Annotated in this window: 20 protein-coding genes, 1 tRNA gene and 1 pseudogene; 18 read left to right on the top strand and 4 right to left on the bottom strand. The window is 58.9% G+C overall.

Annotation, left to right across the window (positions count from 1 at the left end):
• The first annotated feature begins 111 nt into the window (after positions 1-111).
• Both MHM84_RS02080 and MHM84_RS02075 read left to right on the top strand, forming a co-directional pair.
• Positions 112-1,860, top strand: a complete 1,749-nt coding sequence (locus tag MHM84_RS02080; RefSeq protein ID WP_239261937.1) for a hypothetical protein — start codon at positions 112-114, stop codon at positions 1,858-1,860.
• A 189-nt stretch (positions 1,861-2,049) separates the two neighbouring features.
• Positions 2,050-2,139, top strand: a pseudogene (locus tag MHM84_RS02075) (IS3 family transposase); the annotation flags it as partial.
• A 61-nt stretch (positions 2,140-2,200) separates the two neighbouring features.
• Here the strand turns inward: MHM84_RS02075 and MHM84_RS02070 are convergent.
• Together MHM84_RS02070 and MHM84_RS02065 are read right to left on the bottom strand one after the other, a co-directional pair.
• Entirely contained in the window at positions 2,201-2,716 is a 516-nt protein-coding gene (locus MHM84_RS02070) for an Hsp20 family protein (protein ID WP_239261935.1), read from the bottom strand.
• Positions 2,717-3,169: 453 nt separating this feature from the next.
• A tRNA-Pro gene (locus MHM84_RS02065) sits at positions 3,170-3,246 on the bottom strand.
• Positions 3,247-3,439: 193 nt separating this feature from the next.
• On the opposite strand from MHM84_RS02065, the gene MHM84_RS02060 reads away from it, so the two are divergent.
• From MHM84_RS02060 to MHM84_RS02030, 7 genes are all read left to right on the top strand, one after another.
• Positions 3,440-3,802: a CidA/LrgA family protein gene (locus MHM84_RS02060; RefSeq protein ID WP_239261933.1), complete on the top strand. Its 363-nt coding sequence runs from the start codon at positions 3,440-3,442 to the stop codon at positions 3,800-3,802.
• The gene (locus MHM84_RS02055) at positions 3,799-4,527 is read left to right on the top strand and encodes an LrgB family protein (RefSeq protein WP_239261931.1); all 729 of its coding nucleotides are present in this window, start codon (positions 3,799-3,801) and stop codon (positions 4,525-4,527) included. The genes MHM84_RS02060 and MHM84_RS02055 overlap by 4 nt, the downstream gene beginning before the upstream one ends.
• A 122-nt stretch (positions 4,528-4,649) precedes the next feature.
• Complete coding sequence (locus tag MHM84_RS02050) at positions 4,650-4,823, top strand: DUF2970 domain-containing protein (protein ID WP_239261929.1); 174 nt, start codon at positions 4,650-4,652, stop codon at positions 4,821-4,823.
• Positions 4,824-4,948: 125 nt separating this feature from the next.
• Positions 4,949-6,067: a cytochrome c oxidase subunit II gene (coxB, locus tag MHM84_RS02045; protein ID WP_239261927.1), complete on the top strand. Its 1,119-nt coding sequence runs from the start codon at positions 4,949-4,951 to the stop codon at positions 6,065-6,067.
• Between the two features lie 46 nt (positions 6,068-6,113).
• Positions 6,114-7,751: a cytochrome c oxidase subunit I gene (gene ctaD / locus MHM84_RS02040; protein WP_239261925.1), complete on the top strand. Its 1,638-nt coding sequence runs from the start codon at positions 6,114-6,116 to the stop codon at positions 7,749-7,751.
• A gap of 37 nt (positions 7,752-7,788) precedes the next feature.
• Positions 7,789-8,352, top strand: a complete 564-nt coding sequence (locus MHM84_RS02035; protein WP_239261923.1) for a cytochrome c oxidase assembly protein — start codon at positions 7,789-7,791, stop codon at positions 8,350-8,352.
• On the top strand, positions 8,349-9,209 hold the full coding sequence (locus MHM84_RS02030) for a cytochrome c oxidase subunit 3 (protein WP_239261921.1): 861 nt from the start codon (positions 8,349-8,351) through the stop codon (positions 9,207-9,209). Before MHM84_RS02035 ends, MHM84_RS02030 begins: the two co-directional genes overlap by 4 nt.
• A 6-nt stretch (positions 9,210-9,215) precedes the next feature.
• On the opposite strand, the gene MHM84_RS02025 is transcribed toward MHM84_RS02030, so the two are convergent.
• A complete protein-coding gene (locus tag MHM84_RS02025) occupies positions 9,216-9,413 on the bottom strand; it encodes a DUF2909 family protein (RefSeq protein ID WP_239261918.1) in 198 nt (65 codons plus the stop codon).
• On the opposite strand from MHM84_RS02025, the gene MHM84_RS02020 reads away from it, so the two are divergent.
• Genes MHM84_RS02020 through cyoE form a run of 4 tightly spaced genes read left to right on the top strand, consistent with a single transcriptional unit; the run spans position 9,412 to position 12,699 of the window.
• On the top strand, positions 9,412-10,143 hold the full coding sequence (locus MHM84_RS02020; RefSeq protein ID WP_239261916.1) for an SURF1 family protein: 732 nt from the start codon (positions 9,412-9,414) through the stop codon (positions 10,141-10,143). The two genes, MHM84_RS02025 and MHM84_RS02020, sit on opposite strands and share 2 nt — an antisense overlap.
• A complete protein-coding gene (locus MHM84_RS02015; protein WP_239261914.1) occupies positions 10,140-10,676 on the top strand; it encodes a hypothetical protein in 537 nt (178 codons plus the stop codon). Before MHM84_RS02020 ends, MHM84_RS02015 begins: the two co-directional genes overlap by 4 nt.
• Positions 10,677-10,730: 54 nt before the next feature.
• Positions 10,731-11,795, top strand: coding sequence for a COX15/CtaA family protein (locus tag MHM84_RS02010; protein WP_239261912.1), 1,065 nt, complete (start codon positions 10,731-10,733; stop codon positions 11,793-11,795).
• Positions 11,788-12,699 carry a heme o synthase gene (gene cyoE / locus MHM84_RS02005; RefSeq protein WP_239261910.1) on the top strand — a complete coding sequence of 304 codons (912 nt, stop codon included), beginning with the start codon at positions 11,788-11,790 and terminating at the stop codon, positions 12,697-12,699. Before MHM84_RS02010 ends, cyoE begins: the two co-directional genes overlap by 8 nt.
• Positions 12,700-12,760: 61 nt before the next feature.
• Here cyoE and MHM84_RS02000 read toward each other — a convergent pair whose 3' ends face one another.
• Entirely contained in the window at positions 12,761-14,221 is a 1,461-nt protein-coding gene (locus MHM84_RS02000; RefSeq protein ID WP_239261908.1) for a DASS family sodium-coupled anion symporter, read from the bottom strand.
• 194 nt (positions 14,222-14,415) lie between these two features.
• On the opposite strand from MHM84_RS02000, the gene MHM84_RS01995 reads away from it, so the two are divergent.
• From MHM84_RS01995 to infC, 5 genes are all read left to right on the top strand, one after another.
• Entirely contained in the window at positions 14,416-14,883 is a 468-nt protein-coding gene (locus MHM84_RS01995) for a DUF2489 domain-containing protein (protein ID WP_239261906.1), read from the top strand.
• Positions 14,884-14,901: 18 nt separating this feature from the next.
• The gene (locus MHM84_RS01990) at positions 14,902-16,041 is read left to right on the top strand and encodes an amidohydrolase (protein WP_239261904.1); all 1,140 of its coding nucleotides are present in this window, start codon (positions 14,902-14,904) and stop codon (positions 16,039-16,041) included.
• Between the two features lie 283 nt (positions 16,042-16,324).
• Entirely contained in the window at positions 16,325-17,215 is an 891-nt protein-coding gene (locus MHM84_RS01985; RefSeq protein ID WP_239261902.1) for an OmpA family protein, read from the top strand.
• A gap of 321 nt (positions 17,216-17,536) precedes the next feature.
• Entirely contained in the window at positions 17,537-19,435 is a 1,899-nt protein-coding gene (gene thrS, locus MHM84_RS01980) for a threonine--tRNA ligase (protein WP_239261900.1), read from the top strand.
• Positions 19,407-20,006: a translation initiation factor IF-3 gene (infC, locus tag MHM84_RS01975; protein WP_275445639.1), complete on the top strand. Its 600-nt coding sequence runs from the start codon at positions 19,407-19,409 to the stop codon at positions 20,004-20,006. The genes thrS and infC overlap by 29 nt, the downstream gene beginning before the upstream one ends.
• Positions 20,007-20,021: the final 15 nt, after the last annotated feature.

Genomic DNA, 20,021 nt, shown 5'->3' with positions numbered 1-20,021 from the left:
GACCGGGACACGGACCTGAAGCGTACTGAATCGGATGCTTGTCTCAGGTTGTGCCGCTATATGCTATATGAAGCTATTGAACCCGATTTGGCAGGGGGCGAATGTCATTCTATGGCCAAGGCCACTGGAGATAGCGTGGATCGAGCGCGGCGTAGGTTCGTTCTCAAGGCGTTACGGGCTGGTGCTGTTTTGACGGTTGCCGATAATGCGCACTCGCACAATCAGACGAGTCATGCGGCTACTGGTGCCGACACAGACGTCGATTATGCTAGCGTTGCCGGCGAGTTGGGAAACATCCATGTTTCCAACGGCTTCGATAAACGCAAGCTTAACGAACGGTTGCTTGACCAGGGCATATGGGTGTCATCAAGGGATGAGCTCATGGCGGCTCAGGATTATGTCAAAACCGTATTGGGTGAGCGTACGACCATCCATTTGTCGCGCGATTTTTCTCCTTGGACTGCAGCGCAAACTAGCATCGATTTGGCTTATGTCACGTTGGCCGGTCATGCCGATGGTGCTCATATCGATGCCAGAGGTATACCCAATGTCGAAGGCAATTATTTTCTTAGGCTGTACAATTCAGGCGATAAAACGGTAAATAGTCTTTCCTATCTGGGCGGAGATCGCCTCAGCGGAATCAACGTCATAGGGCCGGGTAGACACAGTCATGTGACAGCATTTCTCTTTAATAGCCCTGAAGGCTCGCTTGGCGTATTTTCCACTCGATCACGCCAGCTGCAGGAGTTCGGCTATGGCGATGTGTATCAGCAGAACGCCTATATCGTACATAACTACAACTGTAGCATTACACGGTGTGCCGTCCATATAGACATGCCTAGTGGGTTCGCAAACTACGGGGAGGGCATCGAATATTACGGCGGAGCAGTCGCCACATCCAGCGGACTGGCCATACATAACGATAACAACAATGGCGCCATCCGGCTATTCGGTACCTCGGTGGACTATGTCGGTCAATTGGTTCATGCACAGTCGGGGTCCGTTGAGCTATATGGCTGTCACCAAGAGTTCAACAATGACAGCAATCCGCTAACTGCGATTCCCTACATTTGTGGCTCTCATGAAACGTCGCGCATCGTTATCGTTGGTGGAGAGATTCTAGGCTGGAACAGTGACCTTGATGTCCCAGCGCTGTTTGACGTGTCCGCTGATGCGATGGGCGTATTTTTACGCGACGTTAAACTGCTGAAGCTGTTAACAACGACTGGTCGATTCAAACAGGGCGACGGGGCGATCTATATCGATAATCCAGGCGTGATCGACGGGACGGGGAATTATCTGGTATCGACGCTACTATCGGCGCGTGAGAATCTGGTTCTGGATGGCGGTAATCAGGGGAATGCCCCAGCAGAGTGGCTGATCGCAAACGACACTGCTGCGATCACTGACCGTTTAACCGGAGACAATTTAGCATTATCCAACAGTACCGATGTAGCCTGCAGCGGATCGAAGGCTTTCAAGGCGGCCAAGGTGAAATATGGGCGTGGAAGCAATGCGGCGATAATGCTGCTCGTGCCGGTAAAAAAAGCCGGCACCTTGAATAATTCTTCATACCTTTATCGGTTTGCGGTGGGAATGACCGGAACTGCATATGCGGAACAAGCATACGTAGGGGTATCACATTTCAGCCAATATGGTTTGCCCGTGATTGCCAAGACTGAAAGGATTTGCAGCGGCGTAGCGCTGGCGGCAGTCACGACGAGGTGGGTTCGACACCACCAGCAACTCGTGCGTAAGCCTGCGCCTGATTGGGCCACTCACGTCGCTTTCATCATCAACATGTTCGATGTCAGTGTTGGAGCGCTGTATATCGATGATGTCGAGATATACCAGTTCTAGAGCTGCGTTCTACGCTCTGATCGAAAAACGTGGGCTTGGCCTTGTCGGGTAGGCCTGGGGATGCTCGGTGTTTTTTCGCGAAGCTCAGTGAACTCACGGGAAATCATATCGGGCTAGACTGAGTTTCAACGATCCCAAGCTCACGCTGCTCTAATTATGCGCTCTGGCTTGCCGGCGGCTCTCCAGTAAATTCACTACTGCAACCACAAGCGTACAAAGATGAAACTAAAAGGCCCAAGTCCTGTGCAGTACAGGACTCAGGCCTTGGGTGCCACCTAGATGAACCGCCCAGCTTTAGTAGGGGAACAGTTCAAAACGGGGCTCTATAACGAAGTGGTCATTATGCTGTGTTCTTCATCTGGGCCGGCTCCTGTACCCGTTCGCCCTGTTTGGACTCGAGTTGCCGGACCCCAGATTGGTTTTGACCGACTGCATTGATTTCGATTTCGCGCGGCTTCTCCGCTTCAGGTATTTCGCGCAACAGGTCGATGAACAATAGGCCATTTTCCAGACGGGCCCCTTGTACATCGATGTGATCCTCAAGCCGGTAAGTCAGCTTGAAGGAACGGTGCGCGATGCCTTGGTGCATGTAGGAGACGTTTTCCTCGCCTTTCTCATCGGTCTTGTTGCCGGAAACCGTCAGCACGCCTCCCTCGAGCTTGATGCTAAGCTCCTTTTCAGTGAAGCCGGCGACGGCCAGCACAATCCGGTACTCGTTATCGCCATGCTTCTCGACATTGTACGGAGGGAAGCTAGACGTAGCGCCTCCTTCGAACGCACGCTCGAATAGATCGTTAAAGCGATCGAAGCCGATGGAATGACGGAAGAGCGGTTCCAGTGAGAATGCAGGGTTCATAGATATGTCCTCCCTAGTGGCTAGCGAAGTCATACCTTCTGCTACGGGATCCGATTAGCGGCATCCCGTCTCGAAGGGTTCTGCCTTTCGGCAATCATGAAATATGGCCGTCCGCAACGATATCAACTACTTTTTTTGTAAAAAAATGTTTTTTGTGGCTTCTGTTTGTGTTGAAGCTTGGTTCAGCGCTGCGACGCGGCCCTTGTACGCTCATTGACCATGCCACGCTCTTTCTGGGGTAGGCGAGCCAGGTCGACAGCATCGGCCGGCTCGTCAGGCGTGATGGCTTCGATTGCGGCGATGTTCTGTATGGACTTACAGGTTACTTGAGGCGAAGGATGGGGAAGGGTTGGCTGTAGCGGTGAGTTTTCAGAATATTTTGGGAAAATTTTGGGAGACAAAGAAAAAGCCGCTTCGGTGTTTACCGTAAGCGGCTGATTCTTTTAATCTTTCTGGTCGGAGCGACAGGATTCGAACCTGCGACCTCTGCAACCCCATTGCAGCGCGCTACCAAGCTGCGCCACGCTCCGTCATCTTCACTCTTGCGGGAGCCCCCGCAGCGAACGAGGCATATACTAACGTTTTTCCTGCCAATTGCAACCTTGTATTTCGCTTTTCTTTCAAGCGCTTGGCGTAGCGATGTCAAGACGTATTCGCTCACGACCACCGCGCTAGACTTTCGTAGTAAAATGCGCCGTCTTGATATGACTGCAGGGGAGAGCCATGCCACTGATCGTGGGGATGAGCGTGCTGTTGGGCTGTCAGTTTCTGGGAGAGCTGTTGTCTCGTGGTCTGGCTATTCCCGTGCCGGGACCGGTGCTTGGCATGGTCGTGTTGTTGCTCGCCCTGCTGATGCTTGGTCGTGTTCCTGATTCGCTGCGTCTCGCCGGCGAAGGACTGTTGCGTTACCTGACGCTATTGTTCGTGCCTGCCGGCGTTGGCTTGATGGTGCACTTCGAGCTGATCAAGGCGGATTTCTGGGTATTGGTCGTCACGCTGGTTGTGTCGACGGCGGTGACCCTGGCGGTAACCGGTAAGGTGCTGGATCGCCTGGCCAAGCGCTATGCCAAGGGGGGCGGTAAATGAATCTGGCGGCGCTGGACAAGCTCTGGGTTTACCTGTCCGGGAATCCGTTGCTCTCCCTGTTGGCGACACTAGTGGCTTTTACCTTGGCGACACGCATCAATCGACTTGCCAAGGGCTCACCTTTCGCACACCCCGTTATCGTCGCTATTGTCTTGCTAATCGGTTTTTTGCTCCTAACTGGTATCGATTACGCCACTTATTTCGAAGGGGCGCAGTTCATCCACTTTTTGCTTGGGCCGGCAACCGTGGCGTTGGCGATACCGTTGTTCGACCATCGCGAGCGGGTTAGGCGCATGCTTGTCCCTATCGTACTTGCCTGCCTGACCGGCATTGTGACTGCCGTGTCGTCGACCCTGGCCATCGGCCTGCTGCTGGGGGCGCGTCATGAAACGTTGCTGTCGCTGGCCCCGCGCTCGGTGACCTCACCCATTGCCATGGGTATTGCAGAGCAGATCGGCGGTATCCCTTCCTTGGCAGCGGGGCTCGTGCTTCTGACCGGCTCGGTCGGATGCGCGCTGGGGCCCTGGCTGTTTCGCCAGTTGCGCATCGAGGACCCCAGCGTTCAGGGGTTTACCATGGGCTTGGCTGCCCATGGTTTCGGTACGGCGCAGTCGTTTGCTTCGCTAGGGGCCATGGCCGGCGCTTTTGCAGGCTTGGCGATGGGGTTGACCGGTATGGTGACGGCCTTCCTGCTGCCGTTGATCGTCAGGCTGTTCGGGCTTTGATGGCATAGTTTCAGCCGGTCTCTCGTTGAAAATCCACTGTGTGCCACGTGCGGTCAACGGCTACGCTCCACAAGAGGCAAGTTTAGCCAGCCAGCCTGACGAAACTGCAGGTAGGAGGCACGATGTGGGGCGTCGTCAAATCGGTATTGGCCGCGTTCTTTGGGGTACAGAAGGAGCGCCAGCGACAGCACGATTTCAGTGAGGGAAAGCCGGTTGCCTTCATCATGACCGGGATTGTGCTTGCCGTAGCGCTGGTCATCGCCATCTTGCTGGTGGCCACGCTCGCATCCCGATAGCGCAAATTAATCTTTCGTCTGTGGCGACCGCTAAATCACCGAACCTTCTTCTATACTTCGACAAGCACGTCCTAATCTAGCTCTACCCCTCGCTCCGACTCATTAAAACAATCATGGAGGAGCCGATGCGCAAGACATACGTTCTTGCCGCCCTGATTACCGGGCTGGCTGGGCTCGAGCGCAACGCTTTGGCCAACGGTTGGAATATGCCGGTCGGGGTGACGGAAGTCAGCCGTCATGTCCATGGCTTGCACATGACCATTTTCTGGATTTGCGTCGTGATTGGGGCCGTCGTGTTCAGCGTGATGTTCTATTCGCTGTTCCGTTACCGGCGGTCAAAGGGGGCGCAGGCCGCGAATTTTCATGAGCACACCACCGTCGAAATCTTCTGGACGGCCATCCCGCTATTGATTCTCGTTGCCATGGCTATCCCGGCCACGGCCACGTTGCGCCATATGTACGACGCTTCCGAAGCGGACCTCGAAGTGATGGTGACCGGGCATCAATGGCGCTGGCATTACGATTATGTCGGCGAGGACGTCGGTTATTTTTCCAACCTGACTACTCCGCGCGAACAAATCGACGGGACACAGGCAAAGGATGCCAACTATCTGCTGGAAGTCGATCAGCCTCTCGTTCTTCCCGTGGACCGCAAGGTACGACTGTTGATGACCTCGTCGGATGTCATTCACTCATGGTGGGTACCCGACCTGGCCGTGAAGAAGGATGCCATCCCCGGATTCGTCAACGAAGCCTGGACGCGTATCGACGAGCCGGGCATTTATCGCGGTCAATGTGCCGAACTGTGCGGCAAGGATCATGGCTTCATGCCCGTGGTCGTTCATGCCATGGCCCAGGATGAATTCGATGCCTGGCTGGCCGAGCGCAAGCAGGAAGCTGCCGCTGCGGCGAGCGGTGTCGATCGTAACTGGACCCTGCCGGAATTAATGGAACGAGGCGAGCAGGTCTACGGTTCCATCTGCGCATCCTGCCACCAACCCGAAGGGCAAGGCCTGCCGCCGACGTTTCCTGCATTGGTGGGCAACCAGGCTCTACTGGAGGATCTCGAAGGCCATATCGACACCGTCGTCAACGGTGTCGCCGGTACGCCAATGCCGGCTTTCAGTGGCACCTTGAATGCCGTGGATATCGCGGCGGTGATCACATTCGAGCGTAATGCCTGGGGCAACGACACCGGCGATATCATCCAGCCGTCGACCATCCAGGCGCAGCTCTCACCCTAGGATCCTCGATCCGACGCATGGCATAACCAAGCCGGGAGGAGACGTCATGGCCCCCAAGTTACCGCTCAAGGCAAGGCTAGAGCATAGCGAGAACGTGGCCGGCGGAACCGCCGTTCAAGACCATGACGCGCACCATTCAAGTGGTCCGCTGCGTTGGCTGTTGACGACCAATCACAAGGAAATCGGCACGCTTTACCTGATTTTCTCGCTGACCATGTTTCTGATCGGCGGCGCCATGGCGCTGGTGATCCGGCTGGAGCTTTTCCAGCCCGGGCTGCAACTGGTCAGGCCCGAGTTTTTCAATCAGATGACCACCATGCATGGTCTGATCATGGTGTTCGGCGCCGTGATGCCCGGATTCGTCGGGCTCGCCAACTGGATGGTGCCGCTGCAGATCGGGGCGCCGGATATGGCGCTGCCCAGGCTCAATAACTTCAGCTTCTGGCTACTGCCGGTGGCGTTTCTGTTGCTGTTGTCGACACTGCTGATGCCGGGCGGTGGGCCGAATTTCGGCTGGACGTTCTACGCGCCGCTCTCGACGACATATGCGCCACCTTCGACGACCTTTTTCATCCTGGCGATGCACATGGCCGGCATCAGTTCGATTCTGGGCGCGATCAATATCATCGCGACCATTCTCAATCTGCGGGCACCGGGCATGCGCCTGATGGACATGACGTTGTTCGTTTGGACCTGGCTGATCACGGCCTTCCTGCTAATCGCCGTCATGCCGGTGCTGGCGGGGGTGATCACCATGATGCTGCTGGATATCAACTTCGGCACCAGTTTCTTCAATGCGGCGGGCGGCGGCGACCCGGTACTTTTCCAGCATCTGTTCTGGTTCTTCGGGCATCCTGAGGTTTACATCATGATTCTTCCGGCTTTCGGCATCATTTCGGTGATCGTGCCGGCCTTCGCCCGCAAACCGTTGTTCGGCTATGCCTCGATGGTGTACGCCACGGCGTCTATCGCCATTTTGTCCTTCCTGGTCTGGGCACATCACATGTTCTCGGTGGGTCTGCCGCTCATTGCCGAATTGTTCTTCATGTACACGACGATGCTGATTGCAGTGCCGACCGGGGTGAAAGTCTTCAACTGGATCGCGACGCTGTTCCGCGGCTCGATTACCTTCGAGACGCCCATGCTGTTTGCGCTGGCATTCATCGTCCTGTTCACCATCGGCGGGTTCTCGGGACTGATGCTGGCCATCGCGCCGGCGGATTTCCAATACCACGATACCTACTTCGTGGTGGCGCACTTCCATTATGTGCTGGTGCCCGGGGCCGTATTTTCGATCATGGCGGCCGTCTACTACTGGCTGCCCAAATGGACCGGCCATTACCCGGATGAATGCCTTGGACGCTGGCATTTCTGGCTGTCGGTGATCGGGGTCAACCTGCTGTTCTTCCCGATGCACTTCGCCGGCTTGGCGGGCATGCCCCGACGTATTCCCGACTACGCATTGCAGTTCGCCGATTTCAACATGGCCTCGAGTATCGGCGGCTTCTTGTTCGGCTTTTCGCAATTGCTGTTCGTGTGGGTCGTCATCAAGTGCGTGAGAGGCGGAGTGACGGCACCGGCCAAGGCGTGGGATGGCGCCACCGACCTGGAGTGGAGCGTACCGAGCCCCGCGCCGCTGCATACCTTCGAAACACCACCGGATCTTCGTCGAGTCGCTGGCTGACGCATCGTCGTCGGCAAGGAGCGGCCGGGAGGCAGTCATGACACCAGTACAACGCACGGTCACCAAGACACTGCTGGCGCTGGTCGCGATGGTGGGGTTCACCATTGCTTTGGTGCCGCTGTACGACGTGTTCTGCCAAGTGACGGGCCTCAATGGGCGTGCTGCCAGTCAACCCCAGGCTTTCGCCAGTGGTGAAGTGGATGAGTCGCGTTACGTGACGGTGCAGTTCATCACCCGCAAGGGCAGTGGGCTGCCTTGGCGGCTGGAAGCGTTGGATAGCCAGATTCGCGTGCATCCTGGCCAGGCCTACGAGGTGGACTTCGTGTTCAGCAATTACGGCAAGTCGGCCTACCGCGGCAGGGCCGTGCCCAGCGTCAGTCCGGGCGAGGCGTCACTCTATCTGCGCAAGGTAACCTGCTTCTGCTTCCAGGAGCAGCGTCTCGAGGCGGGCGAGCGGGTGCAGCTGCCCCTGGTTTTCCAGCTTTCACACGATCTTCCCGAGAGCGTTCATACCGTGACGCTCGCCTATACCCTTTATCCGGTCCTGGATCGTCCGGCCGCCAGCGACGACGAGACGATCAGCCAAGGAGGCGACGCATGAGTGGAGGCAGCTACTACGTTCCCGCCAGCAGCAAGTGGCCGGTACTGACCGGGCTGGCGCTGGGGCTGTTCATGATCGGCACGGGCATCTGGCTGGTCTTCGACCGGGCCGGTTATCTGATCGTTCTGGGGGCGCTTGCGATCGTCACGGCGATGGCGCTGTGGTTTCGCGACGTGGTCAGGGAGTCGCAGAGCGGACTCTACGATGAACAGATGGATCGCTCCTTCCGCTGGGGGATGGGCTGGTTCATTTTCTCGGAAGTGATGTTCTTTGCCGCCTTCTTCGGTGCGCTTTTCTACATTCGGGTGTTTGCCGTGCCCTGGCTCGATGGCGAGGGTGCCAAAGGCGTCAGTGCCCTGTTGTGGCCCGATTTCGTGGCCAGCTGGCCGCTCATGAATCCGCCCGACAGCAGTGTGGCCGGGCCGCGTGAAGTGGCCGATCCTTGGCAACTCCCATTGGTCAATACGCTGTTTCTGGTGGTGTCCAGCATCACCCTGACGATCGCCCACGAGGGGCTGAAGGAGGGCTACCGCGACAGTGCCCGCAATTGCCTGGCGGTGACCATAGTCCTGGGTATCTGCTTTCTGATCGTGCAGGGGCTGGAGTACTACGAAGCCTATCATCATCTGGGCATTACGCTGCAGGCCGGTATCTATGGGGCGACCTTCTTTCTGCTGACAGGCTTTCATGGCGCCCATGTCACGGTTGGCGCCACGATACTCATCGTCATGCTCTGGCGGCTGCGGCGCGGCCATTTCACTGCCGACAATCACTTCGGATTCGAGGCGGCGGCCTGGTACTGGCACTTCGTCGATGTGGTTTGGGTCGGGCTGTTTCTGTTCGTGTACGTCTTTTGAACCCACTCAAGCCGAGCTGGCCAGTCCACCGAAATAGAAGCCGTAGACCAGCAGGGCGACCAGCACGACGGCCAGGGTAACTCGGACCTTGAGCGAGGCCAGTAGGCGTCGCGACCGACTGTCGTCACGCAACAGGAAGCCGGCACCGACCAGCAGGCTGGTGAGCATGGCAAGAAACACGACGGCAATCAGGACTTTGATCATGGGAGGTTCTCGCAACGTGGTCATGTGCAGTTCAAGCAAACCTGCAGGCGGCGTCAAGTGGCAAGGCCTCTGGTGGGGGGGCTGGAGCCTGATTGTCGTGCTGGGCCTTTGCCTGGGGGTGTGGCAATGGCAGCGGGCCGAGGAGAAACGGGGCCATCTGGCCGCGCTGGCCGAGGCGCCGGTGCTGTTCATGCCGCAGCGACCGCCGCCCGAGGGGGCGCAAATTTCCCTGCAAGGTCGCTTCCTGCCACAACAAACCCGGTTTCTCGACAATCGGGTCCGTGAGGGGCAGATCGGGGTGGCCGTACTGACGCCCTTGGAAGATAGCCAAGGGCGCTGGTGGCTGATCGAGCGGGGCTTCGTACCCATTGGACCCTACCGGCGGGACCCTGACGTAGACACCCCGACCGGCCCGGTAGAAATCACCGGGCAATGGCAGGGCGCCAGTGACGCATCGCCCCTGTTTGGTCCCAATCAGGAAGGGCAATGGCTGCAACGTATCGAGCTGGATGCCTGGCAAGGTGCGTCTCGCTTTGCCTACGCTGGTTGGTTGCACCAAGGCGGAGGCGAAGGCGCGTTTGCCCCCTGGTGGACGCCAAACGTGATGCCGCCGGAGCGCCATGTGGCCTATGCCGTGCAATGGTGGTTGCTCGCGGTTGCCGCTGCAGCGGTGATGTGGTTCGGCAAGCGGCATGTTTCGTCTCGGCCACCTTGGAGAAACACGCCATGACACTGCGTATCGCACATGCTGACAGGCAGCGACTCAAGCTGCTGGCACTGATCGGACTTTTCGTGGCGCCGCTCATCATAGCCTGGAGCATGATCGAATGGCGTGTAGGGATTCCCGCAGAGCGCGTCGCCCATGGGCGGTTGATGCCTGCCGTACCCAACCTCCAGACGTGGCCCTTGGCTGCGCCGGTGTCGACGAGGGGGACGTTCGACTGGGTATTGGCCTATGACTGCAATGTCGATTGCCCGGCCGTTGCCGATCGCTGGTGGCGCTTGCACCGTGCGCTGGGCCGAGAGGCGCCTCGTCTGACCCGGGTGCGCTTGGGTGGCCAGGCCGATGCTTTGCCGGGGGAAGTGCGTAATCAATGGCGCGTTCGCCCTGCCTGGAGCCGTGAGGAGGCATTGTGGTTGATCGATCCTGATGGTCGTGTGGTGCTGGGCTACCGTCCGCATCACGCAGCCGAGGATGTGTTGGAAGACTTGCGCCACCTACTGAAGATGAACCCGCAGCCAGCCCTGGCCATCAGGGAGTGAGTTGCACAGGAGCTAATGAACGACAGGGAAGACGACTGAAGAGGAGCGACAGCAATGGAAGCTGTGCAAGCCAGAATGCGTCTGGCCAAGGCCTTGAGTCTGTTGGGCGTGATAGTGACGTTTGGCGTGATCCTGATGGGGGCCTGGACACGGTTGGAGGATGCCGGTCTGGGATGTCCCGACTGGCCTGGATGTTACGGTCACATGGTGGTGCCCGACAGCGCTACGGCGTTGGCCCGTTTTCCTCATGCGCCACTCGATGCCGGCAAGGCCTGGTTCGAGATGGTCCATCGCTACCTGGCCGGTGGGCTTGGCCTGCTGGTCGTCGGGCTTGCCTGGCTTGCCTGGCGGCTGCGTCACGTGCCCGGCTATCCCGTCCGTATCAGCCTGGCGTTGCTGGCACTGATCATGCTGCAGGGGGCATTCGGTGCCTTCACGGTAACGCTGCGTCTCTGGCCCCAGGTCGTCACGCTGCATCTCATCGGCGGCATGACCATCATGCTGCTGTTCCTGTGGCTTCATCTGCGCCAGCGCGAGATCGTCTCGCAGCCATGGTGGTCTGCGAGGATGGCAAGATTGTCCCGGCCTGGTGGGCTGTGGCTGTTTGCGATTGCAGTGCTGGCCGGGCAGTTAATGCTGGGTGGCTGGACCTCGAGCAATTATGCCGGCATCGCCTGCCAGGGCATTCCCTCGTGCAATGGACAATGGTGGCCGGCGATGGACTGGGGCGAAGGCTTTCATTTGACTCAGTCGATTGGCCCCAGCTATTTGCATGGCAAGCTGCATGCCGAAGCCCGGACGGCCATTCATATGGCGCACCGTCTCGGGGCGGTGCTACTAGGCGGGGCATTGGTGGTGTTGTTGTGGCGCTACCGCCACGACGTCGACGTACGACCGTTTCTGGGTCTGGCGATGGCAGCCTATGCGCTCCAGGCTGGGTTGGGAATCGCCAATGTGCTGTTTTGGTTGCCGCTCGGCTTGGCGCTGGCGCATACCGCGGGTGCGGCCTTGCTGGTGTTGGCGATGACGGCCGCGGTCTGGCGGGTGACCAGCTTGTCGCGCGGCCTGGCGCCACGACCGTCGGGAACCGATCCGGAAGAGGAGTGGGTCAATGCGTGATGCAGCAGTGGCTGAATCCCAGGTAGTGTTATCGCCATGGCAATGGCGCGACCTGGTCGAGATCGGCAAGCCACGCGTCGTGGTGGTCATGCTGGTGTGCGCAGCCGTCGGGATGGCATTGTCCGTACCGGGCCTGCCGCCGAGCGGTGCCGTTGTGTTCGGGCTGCTGGGTATCGGCTTGGCGGCCTCCGGTGCGGCGGCTTTCAATCATGTACTGGATCGGCGTCTCGATGCACTCATGGTGAGGACCGCAAGGCGGCCGGTGGCGTCGCGGCGATTGCCGACAGCGTTGGCTCTTGGATGGGCCTCGCTGCTTTCGACGGTTGGGGTTGGCCTGCTGGCCTGGCAGGTCAATCCATTGACCGCTTGGCTCACCCTGGCCTCGCTCATTGGCTATGCACTCATCTATACCGCCTTCCTGAAGCGGGCCACGCCTCAGAACATCACGATCGGTGGCCTGGCCGGAGCAGCGCCGCCGCTGCTGGGTTGGACCTCGGTGAGTGGTAGCGTCGACCCCGAGGCGCTGCTGTTGGTGCTGATCGTCTTCGCCTGGACGCCACCACATTTCTGGGCCCTGGCCATTCATAAGCGGGAGGAGTACGCACGTGCCAACGTACCGATGCTGCCGGTAACTCATGGCGATGCATTCACGCGTTTGCAGGTCTGGCTGTATGGCTGGCTGACCGTGGCGGTCACGCTGTTACCGTATGCCACCGGGATGGCCGGTGCCGTCTATTTGATCGGTATCATGGCGCTCAATGCACGCTTCATGCAGTGGAATTGGCGAGTCTGGCGGGCCAGGGACGACAAGGCGCCACTCGCGGCGTTCTGGTTCTCCATTCGCTATATTCTGGGCGTCTTTGCGTTGCTGTTACTCGATCACTATGCCGCACTGCCAGGCTGAAGCCCGCCATGAACGAGAAAGCCGCCTTGAAGCGGCGGCTTTCGGACAAAGCGAAGCATGGTTACCAGAAAGCGCCAACCAGCATATAAACCAACAGGGTAACCACCACGGTGCCGGCCAGGTTGAGAAAAAAACCGGCACGAATCATCGACTGAATCTTCATGTGACCCGTGGCGAAAACGATGGCGTTGGGCGGAGTCGCCACCGGCATCATGAAGGCGCAGCTGGCGGCAATGGCTGCCGGCACGGTGATCAGTAGCGGTGAAACGTCCAGCGACAGGGCCAGTGCGCCCAGCAACGGCAAAAACGCGGCGGCCGTGGCCGTGTTGGAGGTGACTTCGGTCAGGAAGATGATGACCAGCACCACGATGCCGATCAGCAGAATCAGCGGCAGGGCGCCGAACACGGCCAACTGATTCGCGATCCACTCCGCCAGTCCCGAGTTCTTGATCGAGCCGGCCAGCGCCAGGCCGCCACCGAACAGCAACAGAACGCCCCACGGCAATCCCTGGGCACGCTCCCAGTCGAGCAGGCGTACGCCTTTTTCGTTGCCACTGGGAATCAAGAACAGGGCAAGGCCGGCGGCGATGGCGATGCTCGTGTCGTTGAGCCAGGCGATGCCTACATCGTTAAGCAACGGACGAAAGACCCAGGCCAGTGCCGCCAACAGGAATATGGCACCGACCCGGCGTTCCGCCGCCGAGATGGTGCCCAATGCCTTGAGTTCGCCCTTCACCAAGGTGGCGCTGTCTTCGTTGCTGCCCAACGAGAAGCCGCCACGTGTCAGCCACCACCAGGCAATGATCATCATGGTGAGGCTGACCGGCACGCCGACCATCATCCACTGGGCGAATCCGATATCGATCCCCCGGTCCTCGGCCAGATAGCCGGCCAGCAGGGCATTGGGAGGCGTACCGATCAGCGTAGCGATACCGCCGATACTGGCTGCATAGGCGATGGCCAGCAGCAGCGCCGTGGCGTATCGGCTGAGTTCTTGAGGGTCGTTTTTTTCCAGCAGAGAAATGACCGACATGCCGATGGGCAACATCATGATGCTGGTGGCGGTATTCGATACCCACATGCTGAGAAAACCGGTGGCGATCATGAAACCGCCAATCTGGCGCCGGGGCTGATGGCCGACCATCTGCAGCACCTTCAACGCGATTCGCCGATGCAGGTTCCAGCGCTGCATGCCGATACCGATCAGGAAACCACCGAGAAACAGGAAGATGATCGGGTTGGCATAATTCGAGGCGGTGGACGAAAGCTCGCCGATGCCTAGGGCGGGAACCAGAACCAAGGGCAGCAGCGAAGTGGCAGGAATCGGTATGGCCTCGGTCGACCACCATGTTGCCATCAACAGGGCCAGACCGACACACGCCCAGGCCGGCTCGGACATGCCCGCCGGCGCGGGAAGTACCAAGGTCAACATGAGCCAGGCCGGGCCCAGCCATAAGCCGACGCGAGCCGCCGTGGAAGGGCGCGTGTCCTGATCGTCGGGTGCATTTGTCGGGTTTTCCATGCCTAATCTCCTCTCCCTTTCGTGCAGTACAAAGTGCTGCAGACCCTACCACACCGTAGCTCAACTGAGCGCAAGGTTCGGCTGATGTCCTGTGCCATGCTGGGCTGACAGGAAAAGCCAGGACGCGTTCTTGGGTTGGGCCAAGGAAGTCGGCCACGTATACTGCGTCCAATCCAACGATCGTCGAGGAAAGAATGAGTGAAACAGTGGCCTGGCTATTGCTGGGTGCAGGCGGGATCGTGGTCATTGCCCTGGGCGGTTATGCCATGAAGCTGTGGCGCGAAGTGAAGCGTCGCGAGGCGATGAAGAAGGATGAAGTCCGGCGCGCCAACGATAACTGTCTGCAAAGCCTCGAGCTGATCGCCAAGGCCATGCTCAATGAGCAGGTCGATCCGATCGAGGGCAGTCTGCGCTGCAAGGTACTGCTTGAGATCATCGACCCGGCACTGGTCGCGCGTTCCTCGTTTCAGGTCTTTGCTGAAGTGCACCAGCGCACCTCCCATCTACACACCCATTCGGCACGTCGAGAGCTGTCTCCGCGCGAGCGTATGAAAGAAGATCGCGAACGCCTGGCGGTGGAAGACGAACTGCGTAACAGTATCCTGCAGGCAGCGCATGCCGTCCTGGATTTCAAGCAGCGCTGGCCGTCCAGTCTGCACTAGTCATTATCGGTGACCCTGATGACATTGCTCGAAACCTCCCTTATGGAATTGCGTCATCACTTGCATGCCATGCCGGAGCTGTCCGGTGAGGAGTCGGCAACGGCCGAACGTGTCGCCGGCTGGCTGGAGGAGGCTGGTGCCGATGAAGTGATACGCCATCTGGGTGGGCACGGCGTGGCGGGCGTGTTTCGTGGAAACGCATCCGGTCCGCGCGTGCTGCTGCGTGCCGAACTCGATGGCTTGCCCATCGATGAGCAGGGGGATAAAACATGGCGTTCCAGGCGCGCTCATGTCGCGCATAGCTGTGGGCACGATGGGCACATGGCCGTATTGCTTGGCGTGGCGCAGCAACTCGCTCGTCAGCGTCCTGCAAGCGGAGAGGCCGTGCTCCTTTTTCAGCCGGCGGAAGAGACGGGCGAAGGGGCGCGGCGTATCGTGGCCTCCGAGGGATTCGAGCGGATTCGCCCGGATCATGTCTATGCCTTTCATAACCTTCCCGGACGACCCGTGGGCGAAGTGTCGGTTTGCGCCGGCACGTTTACCTGTGCGTCGCGAGGCATGATCGTCCGTCTGAATGGTTTGTGTTCCCATGCCGCTCATCCCGAGTTGGGGCGCAATCCCGCCATGGCCATGTGCCGGATTCTCCAAGGGCTGAAGCGCCTTCCGCAGCAATTGCCCGACGACCATGGTCTGGTTATGGTGACGCTCATCCATGCGCGTCTCGGTGAAGTCGCATTCGGTACATCGCCCGGCCAGGCGGAAGTCATGGCAACTCTGCGTACTGCCAGTGACGACATGATGCGTGCCCTTGCCGAAGCGGCCGTGGCCTTGGTTCGCGCCGAAGCCGATGAGGAGCAGTTGGGTATCGAGATCGACTGGTGCGATGCTTTCTCCGCCACTGTCAATGCCGAAGAGGCGGTGCAGACCATCGAGAAGGTGGCTGCCGAACAGGGCTTGCCAGTGTCGCGCATGGCGTCGCCACATCGTTGGTCGGAGGATTTCGGGGCCCTGAGTAGCGTCTCCAATGGTGCGATGTTTACGTTGGGGGCTGGCGAGGAATGCCATCCCTTACATCATCCCAGCTACGATTTTCCAGATGCGTTACTAACGACGGGGGTGGGAATATTGCTTGGGCTTGTTCGTCGCCATCTTGCATAATGCCTTCGGTTTCTGCAGCCTTATACGCGGCTGTTACAGTTGACGAAATGACCAGTCATTATCCTGTCAGTCCCGGTTAGGGCTGCTAGGATAGGAAGGACCGTATATCGTTGTTACCACATGCAACGGTTGCGGGAAGGCACGGTTTGGCCGGCGAGCGCCGGGTGCTTTCTTTTTGGGGGATGGATGAGCATATGATGCTCATTTCCTGATGGGACCATTTTGGGTCCTGCTGAGTAACGTTACGTTACGACTAGCGCTGTGTGTTAAGAAGGAGTCTTACATGAAAAAATCAACCACTGGCTTGTTGCTGGGTTCCGCTCTGGTCGTCGGCCTGTCGGGCTGCGCCAACTCCGGCGCCCAGTCCACTTCATCCTACGGGAGCGAGCAGGACGCCTGGTACCAGTCGCCATTCGTTTGCGGCCTGGCCGGCGGCCTGATCGGGGGTGGGATTGGTTACGCCACCAGCAGCGATTCAGACGAGGACGATGGTGCAGCGCTGGGTAGCGTTGCCGGTGCTACCGCAGGCGCTCTGATGTGTGCGGATTTCTCCTCTCAGGTCGGCGATAGCGATGGTGACGGTGTACCCGACGACCGTGACCAGTGCCCGAACACCCCGGCCGGTGTCGCTGTCGACGCCAGCGGCTGTCCGCTCGATAGCGACGGCGACGGCGTGCCCGACTACATGGATGAGTGCCCCGGAACGCCTGCCGGTGTCGAAGTCAACGCCTCCGGCTGCCCGCTGGATTCCGATGGCGACGGCGTGCCGGACTACATGGACCAGTGCCCGAACACGCCGGCCGGTGCCGAAGTCAATGCACTGGGTTGCGAAGCCGACGTAGTCCTCCAGGACGTGACCTTTGAGTTCGATTCTGCCCAGCTGACACAGCAGGCCGAGCGTATCCTCGATGGTGTCGCCCAGAAGCTGCGCGCCAACGAGAACGTCCGCGTTCGCCTGGAAGGCTATACCGACTCCATCGGTTCCGAGTCGTACAACCAGGATCTGTCCCAGCGTCGTGCCAACGCCGTCAAGGACTACCTGACCTCCCAGGGTATCGCCGCCAGCCGCATGCAGGCTACCGGCTACGGTGAACAGCAGCCGATCGCCACCAACGAGACGGAAGCTGGCCGTGCCCAGAACCGTCGCGTCGAACTTGGCGAGTGGCAGCAGTAAGCGACCCTTGCGCGTCGCTTTCCGTCACCGGGCATGATCCGGTTGCGAAAGGAAAGGAGAGGGTGCCAATCGGCACCCTCTTATTTTGTCTACCTGCCTTTACGTTACGCGCGGCAACGCTTGCAGTGGACGGAAGGTAACGACGGCTGCTAATGTTGCCTCTCTTCGATGTCCGCCATCGGGCACCGTCTCACGTCACATGCCCAGCGCATGATTGCTGCGTGATGGCCCGGTAGGATTCGAAGCTCCCGTTCCAATTCATGACTCCTGCGATACGTGGTCCCTGGTATGGATCACCACTGCGCCCGAAGGAAGCCCTCAATGCCCATCGTTACCCTGCCTGACGGTAGCCAAAGAACGTTCGAAGAACCCATCAGCATCATGCAGCTCGCCGAATCCATCGGCCCCGGCCTGGCGAAAGCCTGTGTCGGCGGTAAAATCGATGGCGTGGCCGTGGATGCTGCCGACATGATCGAGCATGATGCTGACGTCGCGATCCTCACCGCCAAGGATCCGGAAGGTCTCGAAATCATCCGGCATTCCTGTGCCCACCTGATCGGCCATGCCGTCAAGCAGCTTTACCCCGATGCCAAGATGGCCATCGGTCCCGTCATCGAAGACGGTTTCTACTACGATATCGATTTCGGCCGTTCGGTGACGCCCGAGGATCTGGAGTTGATCGAACAGCGCATGAAGCAGCTGATCGACACGGATTACAACGTGGTTCGCGAGTATGCCGACCGTGACAAGGCCATGCTCACGTTCCTGCATCGCGACGAGCCCTACAAACAGGAAATCGTTCGCGAGATACCCGAAGGCGATACCATCCGCCTGTATCACCACGAAGAATACACGGACATGTGCCGCGGTCCGCACGTGCCCAATACGCGCCACCTCAAGGCCTTCAAGCTGACCAAGCTGGCCGGGGCCTACTGGCGCGGCGATGCCAGCAAGCCCATGCTGACGCGTATCTACGGGACGGCCTGGCCCGACAAGAAGCAGCTCAATGCGTATCTCAAGCGTCTCGAAGAAGCCGAGAAGCGCGACCACCGCAAGCTGGCCAAGCGCATGGACCTTTTCCATCTTCAGGAAGAGGCGCCCGGCATGGTCTTCTGGCATCCTAACGGCTGGACGATCTACCAGGCTCTCGAGCAGTACATGCGCCGCGTACAGCGCGAGCATGGCTATCAGGAAATCAAGACACCTCAAGTCATCGATCTGTCGCTGTGGAAGAAATCGGGGCATTGGGGGCATTATTCCGAACTCATGTTCACGACCGAGTCGGAGAAGCGCGAATTCGCCGTCAAGCCGATGAACTGTCCCGGCCATGTCCAGGTCTTCAATCAGGGGCTCAAGAGTTATCGCGACCTTCCGCTGCGCCTGGCCGAGTTCGGCAGCTGTCACCGCAATGAACCGTCCGGTTCCTTGCACGGGCTGATGCGCGTTCGTGCGTTTACCCAGGACGATGCCCATATCTTCTGTACGGAAGGACAGATCCAGTCCGAGGCCGAGGCGTTCATTAAGCTGACGCTGCAAGTCTATAAGGATCTGGGCTTCGATGACGTCGAGCTAAAACTATCGACACGTCCCGATTCCTATGTCGGTGAACTCGAGAACTGGGAGCGTGCCGAGCAAGGATTGGCTCAGGCGCTGGATGCCTCGGGACTGAGTTGGGAGCTCTTGCCTGGTGAAGGCGCTTTCTATGGACCGAAGATCGAATTTTCGCTGCGCGACTGCCTGAATCGCGTCTGGCAGTGCGGTACCCTGCAGTTGGATTTCAATCTGCCGGGAAGGCTAGGCGCCCAGTACGTCGACGAGGATGGCGCTCGCAAGACGCCGGTCATGCTGCACAGAGCGATTCTCGGCTCGTTCGAACGCTTCCTGGGAATCCTGATCGAACATTACGCAGGTGCGTTGCCGCTGTGGCTGGCACCGCAGCAAGCATCTATCCTGACGATTACCGATGCGCAGCGTGATTATGCTCTCGATCTCGAGCGCCGCTTGCAGAAAACCGGTCTTCGCGTCAAGGCGGACTTGAGGAATGAGAAGATCGGCTTTAAAATCCGTGAGCATACGTTGCAGAAGGTCCCGTACCTACTGGTGGTCGGGGACAAGGAAATCGAGTCCGATTCAGTGGCCGTTCGTACCCGCAGCGGTGAAGACCTGGGCACGTTGAAGGTCAACGACCTGATTGCCCGGCTCGATGCCGAACGGGGCTAACGACAACGTCAACCAGAACGGAGACATAGCGATCAAGCGAAGCAACCCAAGAGGGCGGCCCCAAGAAAAGCGCCCCCCGATGAACGAGCGGATTACCGAGGATGAGGTTCGCCTCATCGACAGCGATGGCGAGCAGTTGGGTGTCGTGCCGACGCGTGAAGCGTTGGAGCGTGCCGAAGCGGCTGGTCTAGACTTGGTGCAGATTTCCAATGCCGATCCGATCGTCTGTAAGATCATGGATTACGGCAAATTCGTCTTCGAGCAGAAAAAGCAAAAAGCCGCTCAGAAGAAGAAGACCAAGCAGATCCAGGTCAAGGAAGTCAAATTCCGGCCTGGCACCGACGAGGGTGACTATCAAGTCAAGTTGCGTAACTTGATTCGATTCCTCGAAGGTGGCGACAAGGGCAAGGTCACGCTGCGTTTCCGCGGCCGTGAGATGGCGCACCAGGAAATCGGCCGCAAGCTGATGGAGCGCATCGCCGCGGACCTCGAGGAACTGGCGAATGTCGAGTCCTTCCCGAAAATGGAAGGCCGTCAGATGATCATGATTCTTGCCCCCAAGAAGAAGTGATCCGAAGGCAGGTAA

The organism is Halomonas sp. McH1-25 (assembly GCF_022348165.1).
Lineage (GTDB): Bacteria > Pseudomonadota > Gammaproteobacteria > Pseudomonadales > Halomonadaceae > Modicisalibacter.
This window is presented reverse-complemented; position numbering and strand designations above follow the sequence as displayed.